15 protein-coding genes are annotated in these 17,865 nt (G+C 72.7%); 8 read left to right on the top strand and 7 right to left on the bottom strand.

Annotated features, from left to right (window positions below; all coding sequences use genetic code 11):
* Positions 1-28: 28 nt before the first annotated feature.
* Positions 29-1,477, bottom strand: coding sequence for a sodium:solute symporter (locus ACIA77_RS13565; protein WP_395886137.1), 1,449 nt, complete (start codon positions 1,475-1,477; stop codon positions 29-31).
* Between the two features lie 106 nt (positions 1,478-1,583).
* On the opposite strand from ACIA77_RS13565, the gene ACIA77_RS13560 reads away from it, so the two are divergent.
* The 5 genes from ACIA77_RS13560 (at position 1,584) to ACIA77_RS13540 (ending at position 6,051) form a co-directional block, all read left to right on the top strand.
* Positions 1,584-3,077 carry a PucR family transcriptional regulator gene (locus tag ACIA77_RS13560; protein ID WP_395886136.1) on the top strand — a complete coding sequence of 498 codons (1,494 nt, stop codon included), beginning with the start codon at positions 1,584-1,586 and terminating at the stop codon, positions 3,075-3,077.
* Between the two features lie 53 nt (positions 3,078-3,130).
* Complete coding sequence (locus tag ACIA77_RS13555) at positions 3,131-3,808, top strand: response regulator transcription factor (protein ID WP_395886135.1); 678 nt, start codon at positions 3,131-3,133, stop codon at positions 3,806-3,808.
* Positions 3,805-4,938, top strand: coding sequence for a sensor histidine kinase (locus tag ACIA77_RS13550; protein ID WP_395886134.1), 1,134 nt, complete (start codon positions 3,805-3,807; stop codon positions 4,936-4,938). The genes ACIA77_RS13555 and ACIA77_RS13550 overlap by 4 nt, the downstream gene beginning before the upstream one ends.
* 78 nt (positions 4,939-5,016) lie before the next feature.
* Complete coding sequence (locus ACIA77_RS13545) at positions 5,017-5,481, top strand: hypothetical protein (RefSeq protein WP_395886133.1); 465 nt, start codon at positions 5,017-5,019, stop codon at positions 5,479-5,481.
* A gap of 39 nt (positions 5,482-5,520) precedes the next feature.
* The gene (locus ACIA77_RS13540) at positions 5,521-6,051 is read left to right on the top strand and encodes a permease-like cell division protein FtsX (protein WP_395886132.1); all 531 of its coding nucleotides are present in this window, start codon (positions 5,521-5,523) and stop codon (positions 6,049-6,051) included.
* Between the two features lie 85 nt (positions 6,052-6,136).
* On the opposite strand, the gene ACIA77_RS13535 is transcribed toward ACIA77_RS13540, so the two are convergent.
* Both ACIA77_RS13535 and ACIA77_RS13530 read right to left on the bottom strand, forming a co-directional pair.
* Positions 6,137-8,248 carry a 3-hydroxyacyl-CoA dehydrogenase NAD-binding domain-containing protein gene (locus tag ACIA77_RS13535; protein ID WP_395886131.1) on the bottom strand — a complete coding sequence of 704 codons (2,112 nt, stop codon included), beginning with the start codon at positions 8,246-8,248 and terminating at the stop codon, positions 6,137-6,139.
* The gene (locus ACIA77_RS13530; protein ID WP_395886130.1) at positions 8,245-9,480 is read right to left on the bottom strand and encodes a thiolase family protein; all 1,236 of its coding nucleotides are present in this window, start codon (positions 9,478-9,480) and stop codon (positions 8,245-8,247) included. The genes ACIA77_RS13535 and ACIA77_RS13530 overlap by 4 nt, the downstream gene beginning before the upstream one ends.
* Positions 9,481-9,605: 125 nt before the next feature.
* Between ACIA77_RS13530 and ACIA77_RS13525 the strand changes: the two genes are divergently transcribed.
* A complete protein-coding gene (locus tag ACIA77_RS13525) occupies positions 9,606-10,556 on the top strand; it encodes a tetratricopeptide repeat protein (protein ID WP_395886129.1) in 951 nt (316 codons plus the stop codon).
* Positions 10,557-10,558: 2 nt separating this feature from the next.
* Here ACIA77_RS13525 and ACIA77_RS13520 read toward each other — a convergent pair whose 3' ends face one another.
* The 4 genes from ACIA77_RS13520 to ACIA77_RS13505 all read right to left on the bottom strand — a co-directional run bounded on the left by ACIA77_RS13520 (position 10,559) and on the right by ACIA77_RS13505 (position 15,154).
* Positions 10,559-11,770 (bottom strand): hypothetical protein, encoded by a 1,212-nt coding sequence (locus ACIA77_RS13520; RefSeq protein WP_395886128.1) that lies wholly within the window; start codon positions 11,768-11,770, stop codon positions 10,559-10,561.
* A gap of 46 nt (positions 11,771-11,816) precedes the next feature.
* Positions 11,817-13,082: an HRDC domain-containing protein gene (locus ACIA77_RS13515; protein WP_395886127.1), complete on the bottom strand. Its 1,266-nt coding sequence runs from the start codon at positions 13,080-13,082 to the stop codon at positions 11,817-11,819.
* A 71-nt stretch (positions 13,083-13,153) separates the two neighbouring features.
* Entirely contained in the window at positions 13,154-13,870 is a 717-nt protein-coding gene (locus tag ACIA77_RS13510; protein WP_033291604.1) for a response regulator transcription factor, read from the bottom strand.
* Positions 13,871-14,590: 720 nt separating this feature from the next.
* On the bottom strand, positions 14,591-15,154 hold the full coding sequence (locus ACIA77_RS13505) for a DUF3000 domain-containing protein (RefSeq protein ID WP_395886126.1): 564 nt from the start codon (positions 15,152-15,154) through the stop codon (positions 14,591-14,593).
* A 228-nt stretch (positions 15,155-15,382) separates the two neighbouring features.
* Between ACIA77_RS13505 and hemE the strand changes: the two genes are divergently transcribed.
* Entirely contained in the window at positions 15,383-16,450 is a 1,068-nt protein-coding gene (hemE, locus tag ACIA77_RS13500) for a uroporphyrinogen decarboxylase (protein WP_395886125.1), read from the top strand.
* A complete protein-coding gene (gene hemG / locus ACIA77_RS13495; RefSeq protein ID WP_395886124.1) occupies positions 16,447-17,856 on the top strand; it encodes a protoporphyrinogen oxidase in 1,410 nt (469 codons plus the stop codon). Before hemE ends, hemG begins: the two co-directional genes overlap by 4 nt.
* Positions 17,857-17,865: the final 9 nt, after the last annotated feature.

The raw sequence follows: 17,865 nt of genomic DNA, 5'->3' as shown, positions 1-17,865 counted from the left end.
ACTGCGGGTTCTCCTGGTTCTCGTGGGTTCAGGCCTGTGCTGCGGCAGCGGTTTCCGCCTGCTGCTCGTCGGCCGCCGCGGACCCGTTCAGGCGCCGCGTCCAGACCGACAGGATGCTTTCGGGCGTGCGCGGGGTCGCCAGGCTCACCGCGACGTACACGACGAGGCTCGCGCCGAGCCCCCAGTAGATCGGGCTGTTGGCGGCGACGCCGTCGATGATCATGAACGCGAGCACGAACCCGGTGCCGGCGACCATCGAGGCGTACGCGCCCTGCCGGGTGCCGCGCTTCCAGACCAGGGCGCCGATGATCGTCACGAGCAAGCCGCCGACGAGGATGTCGTAGGCGATGGTGAGCGCGTTGACCACGTCGTCGACGACCATCGCGATGCCGATGGCGACGATCCCCAGCACGAGCGTGGTGATCCGGTTGCGCAGGACTTCGCCGCCCTTGAGGCCGATCTTGCGCAGCAGGTCCGACGTCGTGGTGGTCGAGCACGCGATCAGCGCACCGCTGGAGGTCGACATGAGCGCCGACAGCGCGGCGGCCAGCACGAGCCCGCGCACGCCGGTGGGCAGCAGCCGCTCGGCAATGGTGGCGAACGCGTCCTGCGCGCTGCCGAGGTCGGGGTAGAGCACCTTCGCGGCCGTGCCGATCAGCGCGCCGGCCACGCCGTAGACGAGGCAGTAGACGCCCGAGATGATGCCGCCTCCGGTGGCGACGCGCGGCGTGCGCGCGGTGAACACGCGCTGCCAGATGTCCTGCCCGATCAGCAGGCCGAAGGTGTAGATGAGGAAGTAGGTGAGGATGGTGCCGCCGCCGATCGAGGTGAACTCGAAGTAGGTGGCGTCGAGCTTCGCGGCCATCCCGCCGAACCCGCCCGCGGACACGAGCGCGATGGGCAGCAGCACGAACAGGATGCCGACGGTCTTGATCACGAACTGCGCGATGTCGGTGAGCGTGATCGACCACATGCCGCCCAGCACCGAGTACAGCACCACGATCGAACCGCCGATGGCGATGCCGGCCCAGCTGGGGATCGAGAAGAGGACCTTGAAGATCGACGCGAACGCCAGCGTCGAGGTCACGGTGAGCATGAGCGTGTAGCCCCACATCACCACGCCGGACACGGCGCTGGTGCGCCCGCCGTAGCGCAGGTCGAGCATCTCGCCGACGGTGTACACGCGCAGCTTCACCAGCCGCCGCGCGAACACCGCGTGGAGCACGAGGATGCCGACGCCGATCGTCACGACGAGCCACGCGCCGGAGACGCCGTAGGTGTAGCCGAGCTTCACGCCGCCGACCGTGGACGCGCCGCCGAGCACGACGGCCGACATCGTGCCCGAGTACATGAACCAGCCCAGCCGCCGGCCCGCCACGAGGTAGTCGGATTTCGTCTTCGCCAGCCGCAGGCCGATCCAGCCCACGCCGATCATGCCCGCGATGTACAGCGCGATCACCGCGTAGTCGCCGCCCACGGTGTCCTCCTCGGTCGTCTGCGGGGTGTTCGGGCCACCGTAGGTTCGCTCGCCACCCCTCCGGCATGGGACGATCCGTCCAGGAACCGTGGAAAGCCGGGATGGAATGACCCAGAACCTCGAGCCCGAGTCCGCTGAGGTGACCGTGCCGCTACGGACCGTCGTCGGCAACCCGGAGCTCGCGCTCGACGTCGTCCGGGAGTCGGTGCGCCCGGGCGGCCTCGACGCGCCCGTGCGCTGGGCCCACGTGAGCGAGCTCGACGATCCGGCGCCGTACCTGCTGGGCGCCGAGCTGGTGCTCACCGCCGGGGTCAACCTGCCGCGCGACCCCGGCCGCTACGTCCGCCGGCTGCGCGACGCCGGCGTGACCGCGCTCGGGTTCGGCCTCACGCCGACGGTGTCGGAGACGTTGCCGGAGCCGCTGCGCGACGCGTGCGTGCGCCACGGCCTGCCGCTCGTCGTCGTGCCGCCGCGCACGCCGTTCCTGGCGATCAGCCGGGCCGTGGCGGTCTCGCTCGCCGAAGCGGGACAACGGGAACAGCGCCGGACGGCGGCCGCGCGGGAGGCACTCACACGTGCCGCCGGCGACGGCATGGGCGCGCTCGTGACGGCGCTGGCGGCCCGGTTGCGCGGCTGGGTGGCGCTCGTCGGGCCGGCCGGCGAGCACGTGGCCGGGCACGACGCGCCGCAGCCGCTGCCGCCGGCGGTGACCGAGCTGCTCTCGCCGCTGCGCGCGGGCAGCGGCATCCGCAGCGCGACCACCGAACTGGCCGACGGCACGTTCGTGGTGGCGCAGCCGGTGTACCCGCAGGCGACGGCGGCGCACCTGCTCGTGTTCGGGCGGTGGCGCCGGTTCGACGGCGGTGACCGCTCGATCCTGGCCGTCGGCGCGGCGCTGCTGGGGCTCGTCGGCCGCGCCGGATCGGACACGGCCGAACTCGGCGCGGCGGCGACGGGACTGCTGCTCGGCCGGGGTGGCGCGGCGGTGCTCTCGACGGTGCTGGGTTCGGCGCGGGCCCGGCTCGTCGCCGGCGTCGCGCACCGCCGGGGCCCGGACGAGGTCGCCGTGCGGCACGACTGGCTGCGCGCCCGGCTCGACACCCCGCTCGTGCAGGTGCTGCCGGGGCCGCGGTTCCTCGCCGTGGTGAGCTCGGTGCCCGCCGACCTCGACGGGTTGCGCGAACACGGCTGGCTCGCCGTGGCGGGTTCTTCCGTTGCCGCCGAAGGGTTGCCGGGCGCACTCGCCGAAGCGGACCTGTTGCTGGCGCGAGCGCGAACGCTGGGGCGGCCCGTCGTGGCCGAGACCGATCCGCTCGGCTTCGACGCGCTGGTTTCCCCGGGCGCGGCGGGGGAATTCGCCGTCCGGGTGCTGGCCCCGTTGCGGGAGCTGGACCGGGCGCAGGATCGCGAGCTGGTGCGGACGCTGCGGACGTGGCTCGCGCACCACGGCGGCTGGGACCGCACGGCCGCGGAGCTCGGGGTGCACCGCAACAGCGTCCGGCACCGCATCGGGCAGGCGGAGCGGGCGCTGGGCGTGGATCTCGCCGATCCGGAGACGCGGATGCGGCTGTGGTTCGCCTTGCGGTGGTCCACAGCCTGAGTGTCCATTCCGGTCTCTCAGGTGCTCTCAGGAAACTGTGGGATTGTGGACTCGTGCGTGTTCTGGTAGTCGAAGACGAAGAGCCCTTGGCCGACGCGATCGCCCGCGGCCTGCGCCGCGAGGGCATGGCGGTGGACATCGCCCTGACGGGTGACGACGGGCACGAGAAGTCGACCGTGACGCGGTACGACGTCGTGCTGCTCGACCGCGACCTGCCCGGGATGTCGGGCGATGAGCTGTGCCGCGAGATCGTCGCGTCGGGCGAGCTCACGCGGGTGCTCATGCTCACCGCGAGCAGCTCCGTCTCCGATCGCGTCGACGGCCTGTCGCTCGGCGCCGACGACTACCTCGCGAAACCCTTCGCGTTCCCCGAGCTGGTCGCCCGCGTGCGCGCGCTCGGCCGCCGCGCGACCCCGGCCGCGCCGCCGCTGCTGACCGCGGGCGACGTGGAGCTGGACCCGGCGAAGCGCACCGTGCGCCGCGCGAGCGGGCCGATCGAGCTGACGCGCAAGGAGTTCGGCGTGCTCGAGGTGCTGCTGTCGGCGTCGGGGTCCGTGGTGAGCAGCGAGGAGCTGCTGGAGCGCGTGTGGGACGAGAACGCCGACCCGTTCACCACGACCGTGCGGGTCACCGTGATGACCCTGCGGAAGAAGCTGGGTGAGCCGGGCATCATCGAGACCGTGGTGGGTTCGGGCTACCGGGTTCCGGTCGCGGAGGCCGGCGCCGAGTGAACCTGCCCGGCACACGCAGCCTGCGGGCCCGGGTCACGATCCTCGCGACCGTACTCGTGGCCGCGGCCGGGCTGCTCCTGCTGTGGCTGGCGTGGTCGCTCGTGGGCGACGCGGTGGACGCCGTGCCGCACATGCCGCCCGGCACGATCGTGCGGGTGGACGGCGTGGACGTCGACGCGTCCACGCTCGCGCAGCACCTGCGCACCCACGCGGTGAACCGGGTGCTGCTGTTCGGGTCGCTGGCGTTCTGCTTCGTCGTGGCGGCAGCGGCGATCCTGGCCTGGACCTTCACCTCGCGCGTGTTGCTGCCGCTGCGCGAGATCACCGGCACGGCGCGGCGGCTGTCGGTGGAGTCGCTGGGGGAGCGCATCGGCGAAATCCGCTCGCGCGACGAGCTCGCCGAGCTGGCCCGCACGTTCGACGACATGCTCGACCGCCTGCAGGCGGCGTTCGACGCGCAGCGCCACTTCGTCGCCAACGCGAGCCACGAGCTGCGCACGCCGCTGTCGGTCATCCGCACGGAGCTCGACGTGACGCTGTCGGACGAGCACGCCGACGAAGCCGAGCTGCGCCGCATGGGCGGCGTGGTGCGCGACGCGACGGAACGCGCGGCACAGCTCGTGAACTCACTTCTGCTGCTGGCCCGCACCGACGGCGCGGGGCTCGTCGTCCGGGAACCCGTCGACCTGGCCGTGCTCGTCGACCGCGCGTGGGCGGCGGTGCGGGCGGAGGCGTCTTCACGGGGCCTGCGCGCCGAGTTCTCGTTGGTCGGCGCACCCGCATACGGCGACCCCGCACTGCTGGAACGGATCGCGGGCAACCTCGTCGAAAACGCCGTCCGCCACAACGTCGACGGCGGCTGGCTCGAAGTGAGCACCCAGCCCGGCCCGCAATGGGCGACGCTGCGCGTGCGCTCGTCGGGCGGCCTGCTGGATCCCGCGGCTGTGCCGGAGCTGTTCGAACCGTTCCGCCGCGCCGGCGTCGCCCGCACGGCCCGCTCGGGCGCCGGCCTGGGCCTCTCCATCGTCCGCGCCGCCGTCCAGGCCCACGGCGGCGCCCTCTCGGCGGAACCGGTGGTGGGCGGCGGGTTGACGGTCACGGTGCACCTGCCGGTGGGCCCGGGCCGGTAACGTTCCCGCGCTGTTCGTTGATGATCGTGCGTGGGGATTCGCTTGTGGCGCTGGTTGGCGCCGGTTCTGGTGGTTGCTGTGGGCGCCGGTGTCGCTTCGGCTTTCGGAGTCGCGTCTCTGGTCCGGCCCGATCCGCTGCCGATCGACCGCACGGCGGTGCCGCTAGCCGCGCACCAGCCGTGCCGGGACGTCCAGGTGTACTTCGACACCGACGAAGAGATGACCCGCGCCGCCGCCTCGTTCCACGACGACCCCGACGCGCGCCTGGTCTTCGTCGAGACCAAACACGACTCGTACCTCTCGTTGCGCGACGGCTTCAAGGACCACCCGGAGATGCTGAACGGCCTGGGTGGCGAAGAGAGCTCGCCGGCGGTCGTCACGGTGCTGCCGCTGCCGGCCACCGACCTCGCCGCGTACACCGCACGCCTGAAGACCCGTTTCCCGCGGGCGCAGGAGGTCTACTCCATGGACGTCAACGCCTTCAACAAGATGTTCGGCAAACCCCGCGACGGCCGGACCTGCCCGCGTGCGGGGGAGTTCTGACCCGGGACAGGTCCCGGCCGGTTGTGTGATGATCGCGCCATGGGGATTCGCATCTGGCGCCGGCTCGTCCCGGTGCTGGTGCTCGCGCTCGGCGCGGGCGCCGGGCTGGCCTTCGTCGCCGCGGCGATCGTGCGGCCGGCTCCGCTGCCGGTGGACCGCACGCCGGTGCCGCTGGCCGGGCACAGGCCGTGCGCGGCCGTGCAGGTGTTCTTCGACGCCGGTACCGACGCGCGCGATCTCGACGCCGAGATGCGGAAGGCGGCCGCGGCGCTCGCCGACGACCCGACGGCGCGCCGCGTGTACACCGAGACGCAGGCCGAGGCGTGGGTGCGCTTCCAAGAGGTGTTCAAGGACCGCCCCGACCTGCTGGCCGAGGTGAGTCAGGAGAACATGCCGGCCATGGTGACCGTGGTCCCCGTGCCGGGCACCGACCTCACCGCCTACGCGGCGGACCTCGCCAAGCGGTTCCCGGCCGCGAAGAACGCCCAGACCTACGATCTGAACGCCGTCCGCGAGCGGGTGGCGCCGGACAAGCGGGGCCCGGCGTGCCCGCGCGCGGGCGAGTTCTGACGGGCAGGAGGAATCCGGCGAAACCGCCGCGCCGGGCGGCCGGACCGGGGCGGCCGTCCACACAGGACAGCCACCCCGGGCTCGATCAAGCCACCGGCACCGAAGCGACACCCGGAGCCAGGAACGGCTTCCCGTTCACCCGCTCCGAGACACCCGCGCGGTCCAGGTACGGCGTGATGCCACCGAGCCAGAACGGCCAGCCCGCGCCCAGGATCAGGCAGAGGTCGATGTCCTGGGCTTCGGCGACCACACCCTCGTCGAGCATGATGCGGATCTCCTCGGCGATGGCGTTCAGCGCGCGGTCGCGGACCTGCTCGGCGGTGGACGGCTCGTCGCCCTGCGTCCACAGTTCGGCGACCTCCGGGTCGACGGACGCGGTGCCCGACGAGTCCCAGGTCCACACGCCCTTCTTGCCCGCCTGCACGAACTTCGCGAGGTTCTCGCTCACGGTGAAGCGGTCCGGGAACGACGCGTGCAGCGTCTCGCCCACGTGCAGCGCGATCGCCGGGCCGACGAGCTGCATCAGGTTCAGCGGCGACATCGGCAGGCCCAGCGGCTCGAGCGCCGAGTCGGCGACGTCGAACGGCGTGCCCTCGTCGACGGCCACGAGCACCTCGCCGAGGAAACGCAGCAGTAGCCGGTTGACGACGAACGCCGTCGCGTCCTTCACCAGCACGCTCGACTTCTTCAGCTGCTTGCCGACCGCGAACGCCGTCGCCAGGGCCGCGTCGTCGGTCTTCTCGCCGCGCACGATTTCCAGCAGCGGCAGCACGGCCACCGGGTTGAAGAAGTGGAAGCCCACCACGCGCTCGGGGTGCTGCAGCTTCGACGCCATCGCGGTGATCGACAGCGACGAGGTGTTCGTCGCGAGGATCGCCTCGGGGGAGACGTGCTGCTCCAGGTCCGCGAACACCTGCTGCTTCACGCCGAGTTCCTCGAACACCGCCTCGATCACGAAGTCGGCGTCGGCGAACGCGGCCTTGTCGAGCGACCCGGTGACGAGCGCCTTGAGCCGGTTCGCGCCGTCCGGCGACACCCGCTTCTTGGCGAGCAGCTTGTCGATCTCGTCGTGGACGTAGCCCACGCCCTTGTCGATCCGCTCCTGGTCGACGTCCGTGAGCACCACGGGCACCTTGAGGCGGCGCACGAACAGCAGCGCGAGCTGGCTCGCCATCAGGCCCGCACCGACGATGCCGACCTTGTTCACCTTGCGCGCCAGCGACTTGTCCGGCGCACCGGCCGGCCGCTTGGCGCGCTTGTTCACGAGGTTGAACGAGTACAGCCCGGCGCGCAGCTCGTCGGACATCAGCAACTCGGCCAGGCCGTCGGTCTCGGCGGCGTACCCGCGGTCGAGATCGTTCTCCCGCGCCAGCTCCAGCAGCTCCACGGCCTTCGTCGCACCCGGCGACGCGCCGTGCGTGCGACCGTCCACGATGGACTTGGCCCGCGCGATCGCCGCGTCCCAGCCGGCCCCGCGGTCGATCTCCCGCCGCGCCGGGGTGACCTCGCCGTTCACGACCTTCGCGAGCCACAGCAGCGACTGTTCGAGGTAGTCGGCCGAGCCGAACACCTCGTCGACGATGCCGAGCTCGGCCGCCTGCTTCACGTTCAGCATCTTGTTCTGCGCCAGCGCGTTCTCGATGACGACCGTGACGGCGGCGTCCGCGCCGATGAGGTTCGGCAGCAGCTGCGTGCCGCCCCAGCCCGGGAACAGGCCGAGGAACACCTCGGGGAACGCGATCGCGGCGGTGTTCTCCGACAGCGTGCGGTAGTGGCACGACAGGGCGAGCTCGAGCCCGCCGCCCATCACCGCGCCGTTGACGAAGCCGAACGTCGGGACCTTCGACTCGGTCAGGCGGCGGAACACGTCGTGGCCGGTCTGCGCGATCTTGCGCGCCAGCGCCGGGTCCGCCACAGCCTCCACACCGGACAGATCCGCGCCGACGGCGAAGATGAACGGCTTGCCGGTGACCGCGATCGCCGCGGGCTCGGCGGCGAACGCCACGTCGAGCGCCGCGTCGAGCGACACGAGGCCCTGCGGGCCGAACGTGCTGGGGCGCGTGTGGTCGTGGCCGTTGTCGAGGGTGATCAGCGCGACGGGCTTGCCGAGCCCCGGCACCTTCACCAGCCGTGTGACGGCGGTCGTGACGACCTCGTCCGGGAACGCGGCCTTGGCCTCTTCAGCGGTGAACATCACTTCGCCCCCTCGTACGCCGGGTTCTCCCAGATCACGGTGCCGCCCATGCCGATGCCGATGCACATCGTGGTCATGCCGTAGCGCACGTCGGGCCGCTCGGCGAACTGGCGCGCCAGCTGGGTCATCAGCCGCACCCCCGACGAGGCCAGCGGGTGGCCGCACGCGATCGCGCCGCCCCACTGGTTCACGCGCGGGTCGTCCTGGTCGATGCCGAAGTGGTCGAGGAACGCCAGCACCTGCACGGCGAACGCCTCGTTGATCTCGAACAGGCCGATGTCGTCGATCGACAGGCCGGTGCGCTTGAACAGCTTCTCGGTGGCCGGGATCGGGCCGATGCCCATGACCTCGGGCTCGACGCCGGCGAACGAGTAGCCGACCAGCCGCATCGCGACGGGCAGGCCGAGCTCGCGCGCGGTCTCCTCGTCGGCGACGATCGCGGCGGTGGCGCCGTCGTTGAGGCCGGCGGCGTTGCCCGCGGTGATGCGCCCGTGCGGGCGGAACGGCGTCTTGAGCTTCGCCAGCCCTTCGACGGTGGTGCCCGGCCGCGGCGGCTCGTCCTCGGTCGCGAGACCCCAGCCGAGTTCCTTCGACCGGATCGCCACGGGCACCAGCTCCGGGCCGATCTTGCCGGTCTTCACAGCTTCGGCGTAACGCTCCTGGCTGCGCGCGGCGTAGGCGTCGGTGCGTTCCTTGGTGATCTCCGGGAACCGGTCGTGCAGGTTCTCCGCGGTCTGGCCCATGACGAGCGCGGTCGGGTCGACGAGCTTGTCGGCGATGATCCGCGGGTTGGGGTCCACGCCCTCGCCCATCGGGTGGCGGCCCATGTGCTCGACGCCGCCCGCGATGGCGATGTCGTACGCGCCGAAGCCGATCCCGCTCGCGACGGTGGTCACGGCCGTCATCGCGCCCGCGCACATGCGGTCGATCGCGAAGCCCGGCACGGACTTGGGCAGCCCGGCCAGCAGCGCGGCCGTGCGCCCGATCGTGAGGCCCTGGTCGCCGATCTGCGTCGTCGCCGCGATCGCGACGTCGTCCACCCGCTCGGGCGGCAGCTCGGGGTGCCGGCGCAGCAGCTCGCGGATGGCGTTGACCACGAGGTCGTCCGCCCGGGTCCCGGCGTAGATGCCCTTGTCGCCCGCCTTGCCGAAGGGGGTGCGTACCCCCTCGACGAACACGACGTTCCGTACCGCTCGCGCGGTCGGCGCGAGCGGCGGCGTAACTGGTGCGGCCACGAATGCTCCTGAAGTAGACAGAAATCCTGTCCGCACGATAGCCCTTGTTACCCGTGGGTAACCAGTGGAGTGGCCCGGACGAGTGGGCGACGGCACACTCCCGCGCACCTGACATACTTCGCACTGTGGACAGAACCTCGCGGTGGCGCTTCGGACCCCGGCCCGTCGACGAGGTGGGTGCGCTGCGCGCGGCGGTCGCCCGGCTGCGCGGCCGGTCCGGCGCGCGCGACCTCACCGAGCTCCTCCAGCTGGGCGCGGCGCTCGGCGAGCGCGGCGAATGGCGCGACGCCGAGCAGGTCTTCCGCGAGCTCGTGCCACCGGCGACCGCCGAGTTCGGGGCGCAGGGCAAGCTGACGCTGATCGTCTGGCAGTACCTCGCGCTGTCGTGGTCCGGGCAGGGCCGGCCCGACGAGGCGGTGCCGCTGCTGGCCGAGACGGAGGGCGTGTTCGAGCAGGTCTGGGGCGCCGAAGCCGAGACGATCGCCTGCCGCAGCGCGCTCGTCGAGGTCCTGGGCGTCGCCAACCGGGTCGACGAGCGCGTCGCCGCGTCGGCTTCGCTGGTCCGCTACTGCGCTGCCGAGCTGGGCGACGAGGACCCGCTGACCATCGGCGTGCGCTTCGCGGACGTTGTCGCGCTGTGCGACGTGGACCGCCAGGACGAGGCACTGCGCGAGCTGGACGAGAAGATCGTCCCGTTCCTGCGCAAGCCCGCCGACCTCGACCGCGCCGAAGCCACCCGCCTGACCATCACCGCCGAACGCGGCGCCGAGGTCCTCGAACCCCTGCGCGCCCTCGCCGACCGCCACCCCCGCGACGGCTTCTACCGCCAGTGCCTCGCCGACACCCTCGTCCTCACCGGCGACCACCCCGCCGCGGCCGACCTCCTGGCCCCCCTCGTCGCCGACGGCTGGGGCGGCTGGCGCCAGACGCTGCGCAACCGCGGCACGCTGGCCCAGGTCCACCCTGATCCGGAGGTGGCGGCGTTCCACGCGCGCGCGGTGCTGGCGGCGGGCGCCTGGCCGGTCGGGCATCCGGAAGTGGTTGCCGCGCAAGAGGTCCTGAACCGCTGGGGCTGAGCTCAGCGGGTCCACTCGCGCAGGAATCCGTCGCGCACCTCGGCGAAGCGGCCGGTACGCGGGTCGGCTGCCGCCGGCCGGAAACCGGGTACGAACGCGATCCGGGCGCCGTCGGCGGGGTCCCACACTTCGAAGCCGCCGGCCGCAGACACGTACAGCAGGTTGCGGACTGCCCACATCGGACCATCCGGGCCCGCGAACAGTCCGCGGCTCTCTCGCGTGTTGGGGTCGAACAGTTCGACGCCGTCGATGGTTTCGCCGTCGTCCGGGCCGGGCTTCTGCATGGCCAGGAGATCGTCGCCAAGCCAGGCCATCGGTGTGTCCCACACATACCCGCGGTCGGCCAGCGGCTGCGGATCTCGTGGTGCGCGAGCGTCGCCGGCGAGCCAGGCCGCCGCGTCGATCACGGTGGGGACGCCGACCGGGTGCCAGACCCAGCCGTCGTCGACGAGCCAGCGACCGGACGGGCTCGGCGTGAGGCCGCCGTGGAAGTGGTCCGGGTCTTCGCCCTCCAGCGGGAGCCGTTCGCCGGTCTCCGCGTCGAAGAGGTCGAGGCGGTTCCACGCCGTGGCGGCTGCGAAGTGGCCGGGCAGGAATGCGAACGGGAACCGCACCTGCTCGCTGTGGTAGTCCTCGTTGTCGAGCCGCCGAACGACCTCGCCGGTGCGGGTCGCGAGGACCACGCCGTGGCTGCCGTAGTCGCAGACCACCGCGACCCGCTCGCCATCTTCGGACGTGTGCAGAGCCGGAGTGGGTTCGTGGTGCCGGGACTCGGGCGAGTCCTCGTCGGGCAGCACGATCGGTCCGGTGACCGCGCGTGGGTCGCCGCCGTCGGGGATGGCCACGAGGCCGTCGGCGGTAAGCACGAGCCAGCCGTCCGGCAGTGGCGCGAGGCAGCGGTCGCCGAGCGGTACGACCGGGCACGCGCGGGTGCGCCACCACCCGCCAATCGGCGCGTCACGGTGGACCGGCTGAGGGGTGCCGATGAGGCGCTCGACCTGGAGGACCCGGTGCGTTGTCGCGACGCACCTCGCGCAGATCGCTTCGAGTGAAGCGGCGGCCGGATCGGCGGCGCAGGTCTCGCACAGCAGGTCGAACTCGCTGGCGACTCCGGTGAAGACGAGGCAATGGCAGGGGGAGCCTGGGCCGATCAGGTGCGGGCACCGGCGGGTGGCCGAAGCCGGACCCGGGTGCCCGCAGGAAAGCATGTTCACGCCGGCAAGCGTGGCAGCCCGGGAGCCGCCACCGCATGCGGTTTTCTCAGACCGCCGCCGTCGAGTGCAGGGCCTTGCTCAGCGCGCCCACCGTCAGCTCGACCTGCCACGGCCGCGCGCCGCCGGCGCGCAGGACCTCGGCCACGCCGTCCTCCGACAGGTCCGACGGCGGGCGCCAGCAGGTGCGGCGCACGAGGTCGGGCAGCATCAGGTTCTCCACCGGCAGGCGGCGGTCTTCAGCGATGGCGGCCAGCGCCGTGCGGGCCGCGGAGAGGCGGGCGGCGGCGTCGGGGTCCTTGTCGGCCCAGCGGTTGACCGGGGGTGGGCCGTCGGAGGGCTGGGTGGCGCTGGGGAGCTCGCTCGCGGGCAGCGTCTTGGCCGCCTGGAGGTGGCGCAGCCAGCTGGCCGTGTACTTGCGCTGCACGCGCCCGCTGAACACCGGCAGGGCCTGCAGCTCCTCGACCGTTTTCGGATCCGAAACCACGGCGTTGACGATGGCGCTGTCGGGCAGGATGCGGCTGGGCGCGCGGTCGCGTTTGCGGGCGAGCTCGTCGCGGGCCTGCCACAGCTCGCGCACGGCGGCGAGGCCGCGCGGGCTGCGGATCTTGTGCACGCCCGACGTCCGGCGCCACGGCTCGGCCCGCGGGGCGGGCGGCGGCGCCGTGCGCACGTTCTCGAACTCCTGCCGCGCCCACTCGATCTTGCCCTGGGCCGCCAGCTCGGCCTCGAGCTTCTCGCGCAGCTCGTTGAGCAGCTCGACGTCCAGCGCGGCGTAGTTGAGCCAGTCGACGGGCAGCGGCCGCTTCGACCAGTCGGCGGCGCTGTGGCCCTTTTCGAGCGTGTAGCCCAGCAGCAGCTCGACGAGCGTCCCGAGCGCCACGCGCTCGTAGCCCGCCAGCCGGCCGGCCAGCTCGGTGTCGAACAGGGACTTCGGGTGCAGGTCCAGCTCGGCCAGGCACGGCAGGTCCTGGGACGCGGCGTGCAGCACCCATTCGGTGTCGTTGAGGACTTCGCGCAGGGGGGCGAGGTCGTCGGCCAGTGCGATCGGGTCGACCAGCACCGTGCCGGAGCCTTCGCGGCGCAACTGCACGAGGTAGGCCTTGGGCCAGTAGCGGTAGCCGGACGCGCGTTCGGTGTCCACCGCCACGGCGCCGGTCCCCGCGGCGAGCCGCGCGCACGCCTCGGCCAGCGCCGCCGCGTCGGTGACGACGGGCGGGGTGCCTTCGGCGGGTTCGCGTAGCAGCACGGGCGTTCCGGCGTCCTCGGTGGTGGTCTCTCCGGTCCGAACGCCGTCCGCCTGTGCACTTCCCATGGTGTGCGACCCTACGGGACGGGCGTACCGCGCCTGGTCCGCCCGCCCCGCAGGGCCTCTGTTCGCCTTCGTCAGCGGATCACACCGGCTCGCATCGCCAGCGCGACCATCTGCGCCCGGTCACCCGTGCCGAGCTTGCGCCCGATCCGGGAGAGGTGCGACTTCACGGTGAGCGCGGAGAGGGAAAGCTCCTCCCCGATCTCCTTGTTCGATTGCCCGTCGGCGACGAGCTGAAGCACCTCGACCTCGCGGGCGGAGAGCTCGCGCGGCGTGTTGTCGGTGCCCGCGACCCGCGTGCCGGTCGCCAGGACCGGGGCCACGCTCGGGTCGGCGTAGACGCCGCCTTCCAGGACCCTGCGCACGCCGTCGGTGACCACCACCGGCGACGCGGACTTCAGCAGGTACGCCTGGGCACCGGCCTGGAACGCCGACCTGACCGCGTACGGGTCGTCGGACGATGCGAGCACCACCACGCGCGGCCATCCGTGGCTACGGAGTTCCGTAACCAGTTCGATGCCGCTGCCGTCCGGCAGTCCGAGGTCGAGGATCGCCAGGTCGCACGGGCCGGTGGCCTGTGCTCGCGCCCTCGCCTCGGCCACCGTGGCGGCCTCGTGGACCGTGCCCGCACCCATCTGTGCGAGTCGTGCTGCGATCGCCTCCCTCAACAGCGGGTGGTCATCGACCACCAACACGGAAAAGAGCTCTTCCCGCGGGTGCGGAACCATGCTCGCCGGCAATGCACCGGCTGGCGTGGATCGAACGGCCTGAGATAAGCCGACGGTAGCCACGTCACTACCTCCCTGGAGTCGGTCGTGCCCCCCGACCGGCACCGGGACCTTCGGCCGTTCAGCCGCGCCAGCTTTAGACCGAAAGTGGTGTCGTCGAAGGCACTGTAGCCGCCCGGAGGCCGTTACGGGGGGATCGAATGGGTATCTATCTGAAACGACTCGTCACTCAGGGCGTTCGCTGTCACACGATCGGGCTAGTGCTGCGACATTTGTTAACGGAAGAGCTTGCAAGTGCGATGGAACATAGTTACCGAGACTGAAATGCCCGTGCAGGTGGGCCGTGCACCTGCCGGTGCTTCCGCCCGGACGCCTCCCGACGAGTGCACCAGACGCCGGAAATCGGCCTCGGCCGGGGCAAGATCAACTTTCTTCACGTTTGCCGAACGGACCTCCGGGTGGGTCTGCGCGGGGGTGTGGCGGCCGGTTCCGGGCGCCGGAGCGCCGCGGTGTGGGTGACCAGGGCATAACAGCGCGTGATTGCCGGGTCTTCACGAACGTGGGCGTCCGCGCGTGCTAGCCCGTGCGGTCCGGGATGGACGGACGTGAACGGCGTTCAGAACCGCGTTCGGTCGCCCGCCAGTGCCCTCTGTTGTCCAGACCACGAGAGGCCGTTCTGGGCGAGTTCAGGGCTCGCAAGGGCCTCGGGTGGGGTGCCCGTCCGGGTGAACTTCGGAAAACGAGCGAAATCGAGCGGGATTCAGCCGGGGGCCGGACCCGGGTTCAGGAGCTCTGGCGCTGCTCGAACAGCGTCACGCCGACCGGCGGCAGGCCCACGACGCTCGCCATCACCTGGCAGAACGCGTAACCGTGGGCGCGCAGGGCGGCGTCGGTGGGCGTCCAGGACGCCCGCAGCTCCAGGTCGTCGGTGCGCGCCGGGCCGGCGATGTCGCCGAAGCGCGCCGACGACGTCTCCGTGACCGTGCCGCCCAGCGCCCGGTACGACGCGCCGGACGCCTCGAGCGCGTCGGTCAGCCACGACCAGCCCACCGCCGGCAGGAACGGGTCCGTCGCGAGTTCGCGGTCGAGTTCGGCCCGCACGTACATGACCAGCCGCAGCACGCCGTCCCAGCCCTCCTGGCCCTCGGGGTCGTGCAGCAGCACCAGGCGGCCCGACGCCAGCACGTCGGCCGGTCCGGAAACCTCGCAGCTCAGCGCGTACGACCACGGGGCCAGCCGCTGCGGTGCGCGCATCGTCTCCAGCTGCACCTCGGGACGGGGCCGGACGGACTTCAGCGCCGCGACGGCTTCGCGGAAGAGCTCGGGCACTGGTGTCATCGCGGTCACGCACCGACTGTAGGGCGGCGGCGCCCCGTTGCGGACGCAGGCGCGCCGAGGGAAGACCCGACCGGCCGAATGGTCCGGTTCCGGGCTTTCCGGCCGGACTCGTGAACGTTCCCGGGCCGGCGGCGAGGTGACCTGCACCGCCGCCGCGTCCGGCACCGGGCGTCGACGGACGAAGCCCCGGGCACACCGCCGCCTCCCCGCCCGGGCGCCCGGAGCGCGCGTGGGAGCATGGACGGCGTGGCCCAGGTTTCCCCCGCACCCGTCCCGACCCGTCGCGACCTCGCCGGTTCGCCCTTCCTCGCCGCGGCGCGCGGGGATCGGCCCGCGCACCCGCCCGTGTGGTTCATGCGCCAGGCCGGCCGGTCGCTGCCGGAGTACCGGAAGCTGCGCGAGGGCGTGCCGATGCTCGACGCGTGCTTCGACCCGGAGATGCTCGCCGAGATCACGCTGCAGCCGGTCCGCCGCCACGGCGTCGACGCGGCGATCCTGTTCAGCGACATCGTGGTGCCGCTCAAGGCGGCGGGGCTGGACATCGACATCGTGCCCGGCACGGGTCCCGTCGTGGCCGAGCCGGTGCGCGACACCGCGGCCGTGCGGGCGCTGCCGCTGCTCGAGCCCGACCAGGTCGCGCGCGTGGCCGAAGGCGTCGGCCTGCTGGTGGAGAGCCTGGGCGACACGGCGCTGATCGGGTTCGCCGGCGCGCCGTTCACGCTGGCCAGCTACCTCATCGAGGGCGGCCCGAGCCGCAACCACGAGCACACCAAGGCCCTCATGCACGCCGAGCCGGCGCTGTGGCACGAGCTCGCCGGCCGGCTCGCCGACATCGCCCTGACCTTCCTGCGCGCGCAGCTCGACGCCGGCGCCGACGCGATCCAGCTCTTCGACTCGTGGGCGGGCGCGCTGTCCGAGCGCGACTACCGCGAATTCGTCCAGCCCCATTCGCGCAAGGTCCTCGAAGGCGTCGCGGACTACGGCGTGCCGCGCATCCACTTCGGCGTCGGCACGGGCGAGCTGCTCAAGGCGATGCGCGACGCGGGCGCCGACGTCGTCGGTGTCGACTGGCGGGTGCCGCTCGACGAGGCCGTGCGCCGGCTCGGCGGCTCGGCCGTGGTCCAGGGCAACCTCGACCCGGCGCTGCTGTACGCGGGCTGGCCCGTGATCGAGGCCGAGGTGCGCCGCATCGTCGACGAGGGCCGCGCGGCCGACGGCCACATCTTCAACCTGGGCCACGGTGTGCTGCCCAGCGTCGAGCCCGAGGTGCTGACCCGCGTCGCCGAGCTGGTGCACTCGCTGTGAAGCACGTCGCCGTCGTCGGCGGCGGCATCTCCGGCCTGACCACCGCCTACCGGCTGCGGACGCTACTCGGCGACGCCGTCGAGATCACCGTCTTCGAGAGCACCCCCGCCGCCGGCGGCAAGCTCCGCACGGCCGAGGTCGGCGGCGTGGCCTACGACGTCGGCGCGGAAGCGTTCCTCGCGCGCCGGCCCGAGGTCACGGCGCTGGTCGCCGAGGTCGGGCTGGCCGAGCGGCTCGTGCACCCCACGAAGGCGCGCGCCAAGATCCACGCCGGCGGCGCGGTCCTGGGCCTGCCGCCGGGCACCGTGATGGGCGTGCCGGGGTCCGCCGAGGTCGTCGCCGGGGTGCTGTCCGAGGACGGCCGCCGCGCCGTCGAAAAGGAACGCTCGCTCGGTCCCGTCGAGCTCACCGGCGCCGACCTGCCCCTGGGGCCTCTGCTGCGCGGCCGGTTCGGCGACGAGCTCGTCGACCGGCTCGTCGACCCGCTGCTGGGCGGTGTCTACGCGGGCGGCGCCGACGGTCTCGGCCTGCGCGCGACCATGCCCGGCCTCGCGAAGGCCGTCGCCGAGGGCGCCGGCTCGCTCACCGACGCCGCGGCGTCGCTGTTGCCCAAGACCCCCGGCACGGCCCCGGTGTTCGGCACCCTCACCGGCGGTTTGACCACCCTGCTCGACCGGTTGCGGGAACTCTCGCGCGCGACCGTGCGGACGTCTTCGACGGTCCGCGCCCTGACCCGCACCGCCACCGGGTGGCGCCTCGACGTCGGCGCGGCTGCGCCGGCCCACGCGCCCGCGGACACCCCGGTGGACGTCGACGCGGTCGTCCTCGCCGTGCCGGCGCCCGCCGCGCGCAAGCTGCTCGACGGCGTGGCCCCGGCCGCGTCCGCGGCGTTCGCCGAGGTCGAGCTGGCGTCGATGGCGGTCGTCGCGCTCGCGCTGCCGCCCGGCACGCAGCTGCCCGACGCGTCGGGGATCCTGATCGGCGCGGGGGAGCGCGACGACCACAGGGTGCCGTACGCGTCGAAGGCCTTCACGTTCTCCTCGAACAAGTGGGCCCACTACGGCGGCGAAGGCCCCGTGCTCGTCCGCGGGTCCGTCGGCCGCTTCCGCGAGCCCGGCGCGCTGACCGGCGACGACGATTCGCTCGTGGCCGCGGTGCGCGACGACCTGGCGCGGCTCACCGGCGTCACCGCCGAACCGATCGACGCACTGGTCACGCGCTGGGGTGGCGGCCTGCCGCAGTACGGCGCCGGGCACCTCGAACGCGTCACGCGCATCGAAACCGCCGTCGCCGAGGTGCCGGGCCTGGCGGTCGCGGGCGCGACCCTGCACGGCGTCGGCCTGCCCGCGTGCGTCGCGACGGCGGACGCGGCCGCGCGGCGGATCGCGGCGGGCCTCGCGGTGTGACGCCAGCCG

Source organism: Amycolatopsis sp. NPDC051903, assembly GCF_044452505.1.
Classification (GTDB): Bacteria; Actinomycetota; Actinomycetes; order Mycobacteriales; family Pseudonocardiaceae; genus Amycolatopsis.
Note: the sequence above shows the minus strand (reverse complement) of the source record. Positions and strands in the feature narration are given on the sequence as shown.

Excerpts from the sequence above, each read along its gene's own strand:
- ACIA77_RS13560 (WP_395886136.1), top strand. The coding sequence starts at position 1,584 with ATGACCCAGAACCTCGAGCCCGAGTCCGCTGAGGTGACCGTGCCGCTA.
- ACIA77_RS13540 (WP_395886132.1), top strand. The coding sequence starts at position 5,521 with ATGGGGATTCGCATCTGGCGCCGGCTCGTCCCGGTGCTGGTGCTCGCG.
- ACIA77_RS13515 (WP_395886127.1), bottom strand. The coding sequence starts at position 13,082 with ATGGGAAGTGCACAGGCGGACGGCGTTCGGACCGGAGAGACCACCACC.
- hemE (WP_395886125.1), top strand. The coding sequence starts at position 15,383 with ATGGACGGCGTGGCCCAGGTTTCCCCCGCACCCGTCCCGACCCGTCGC.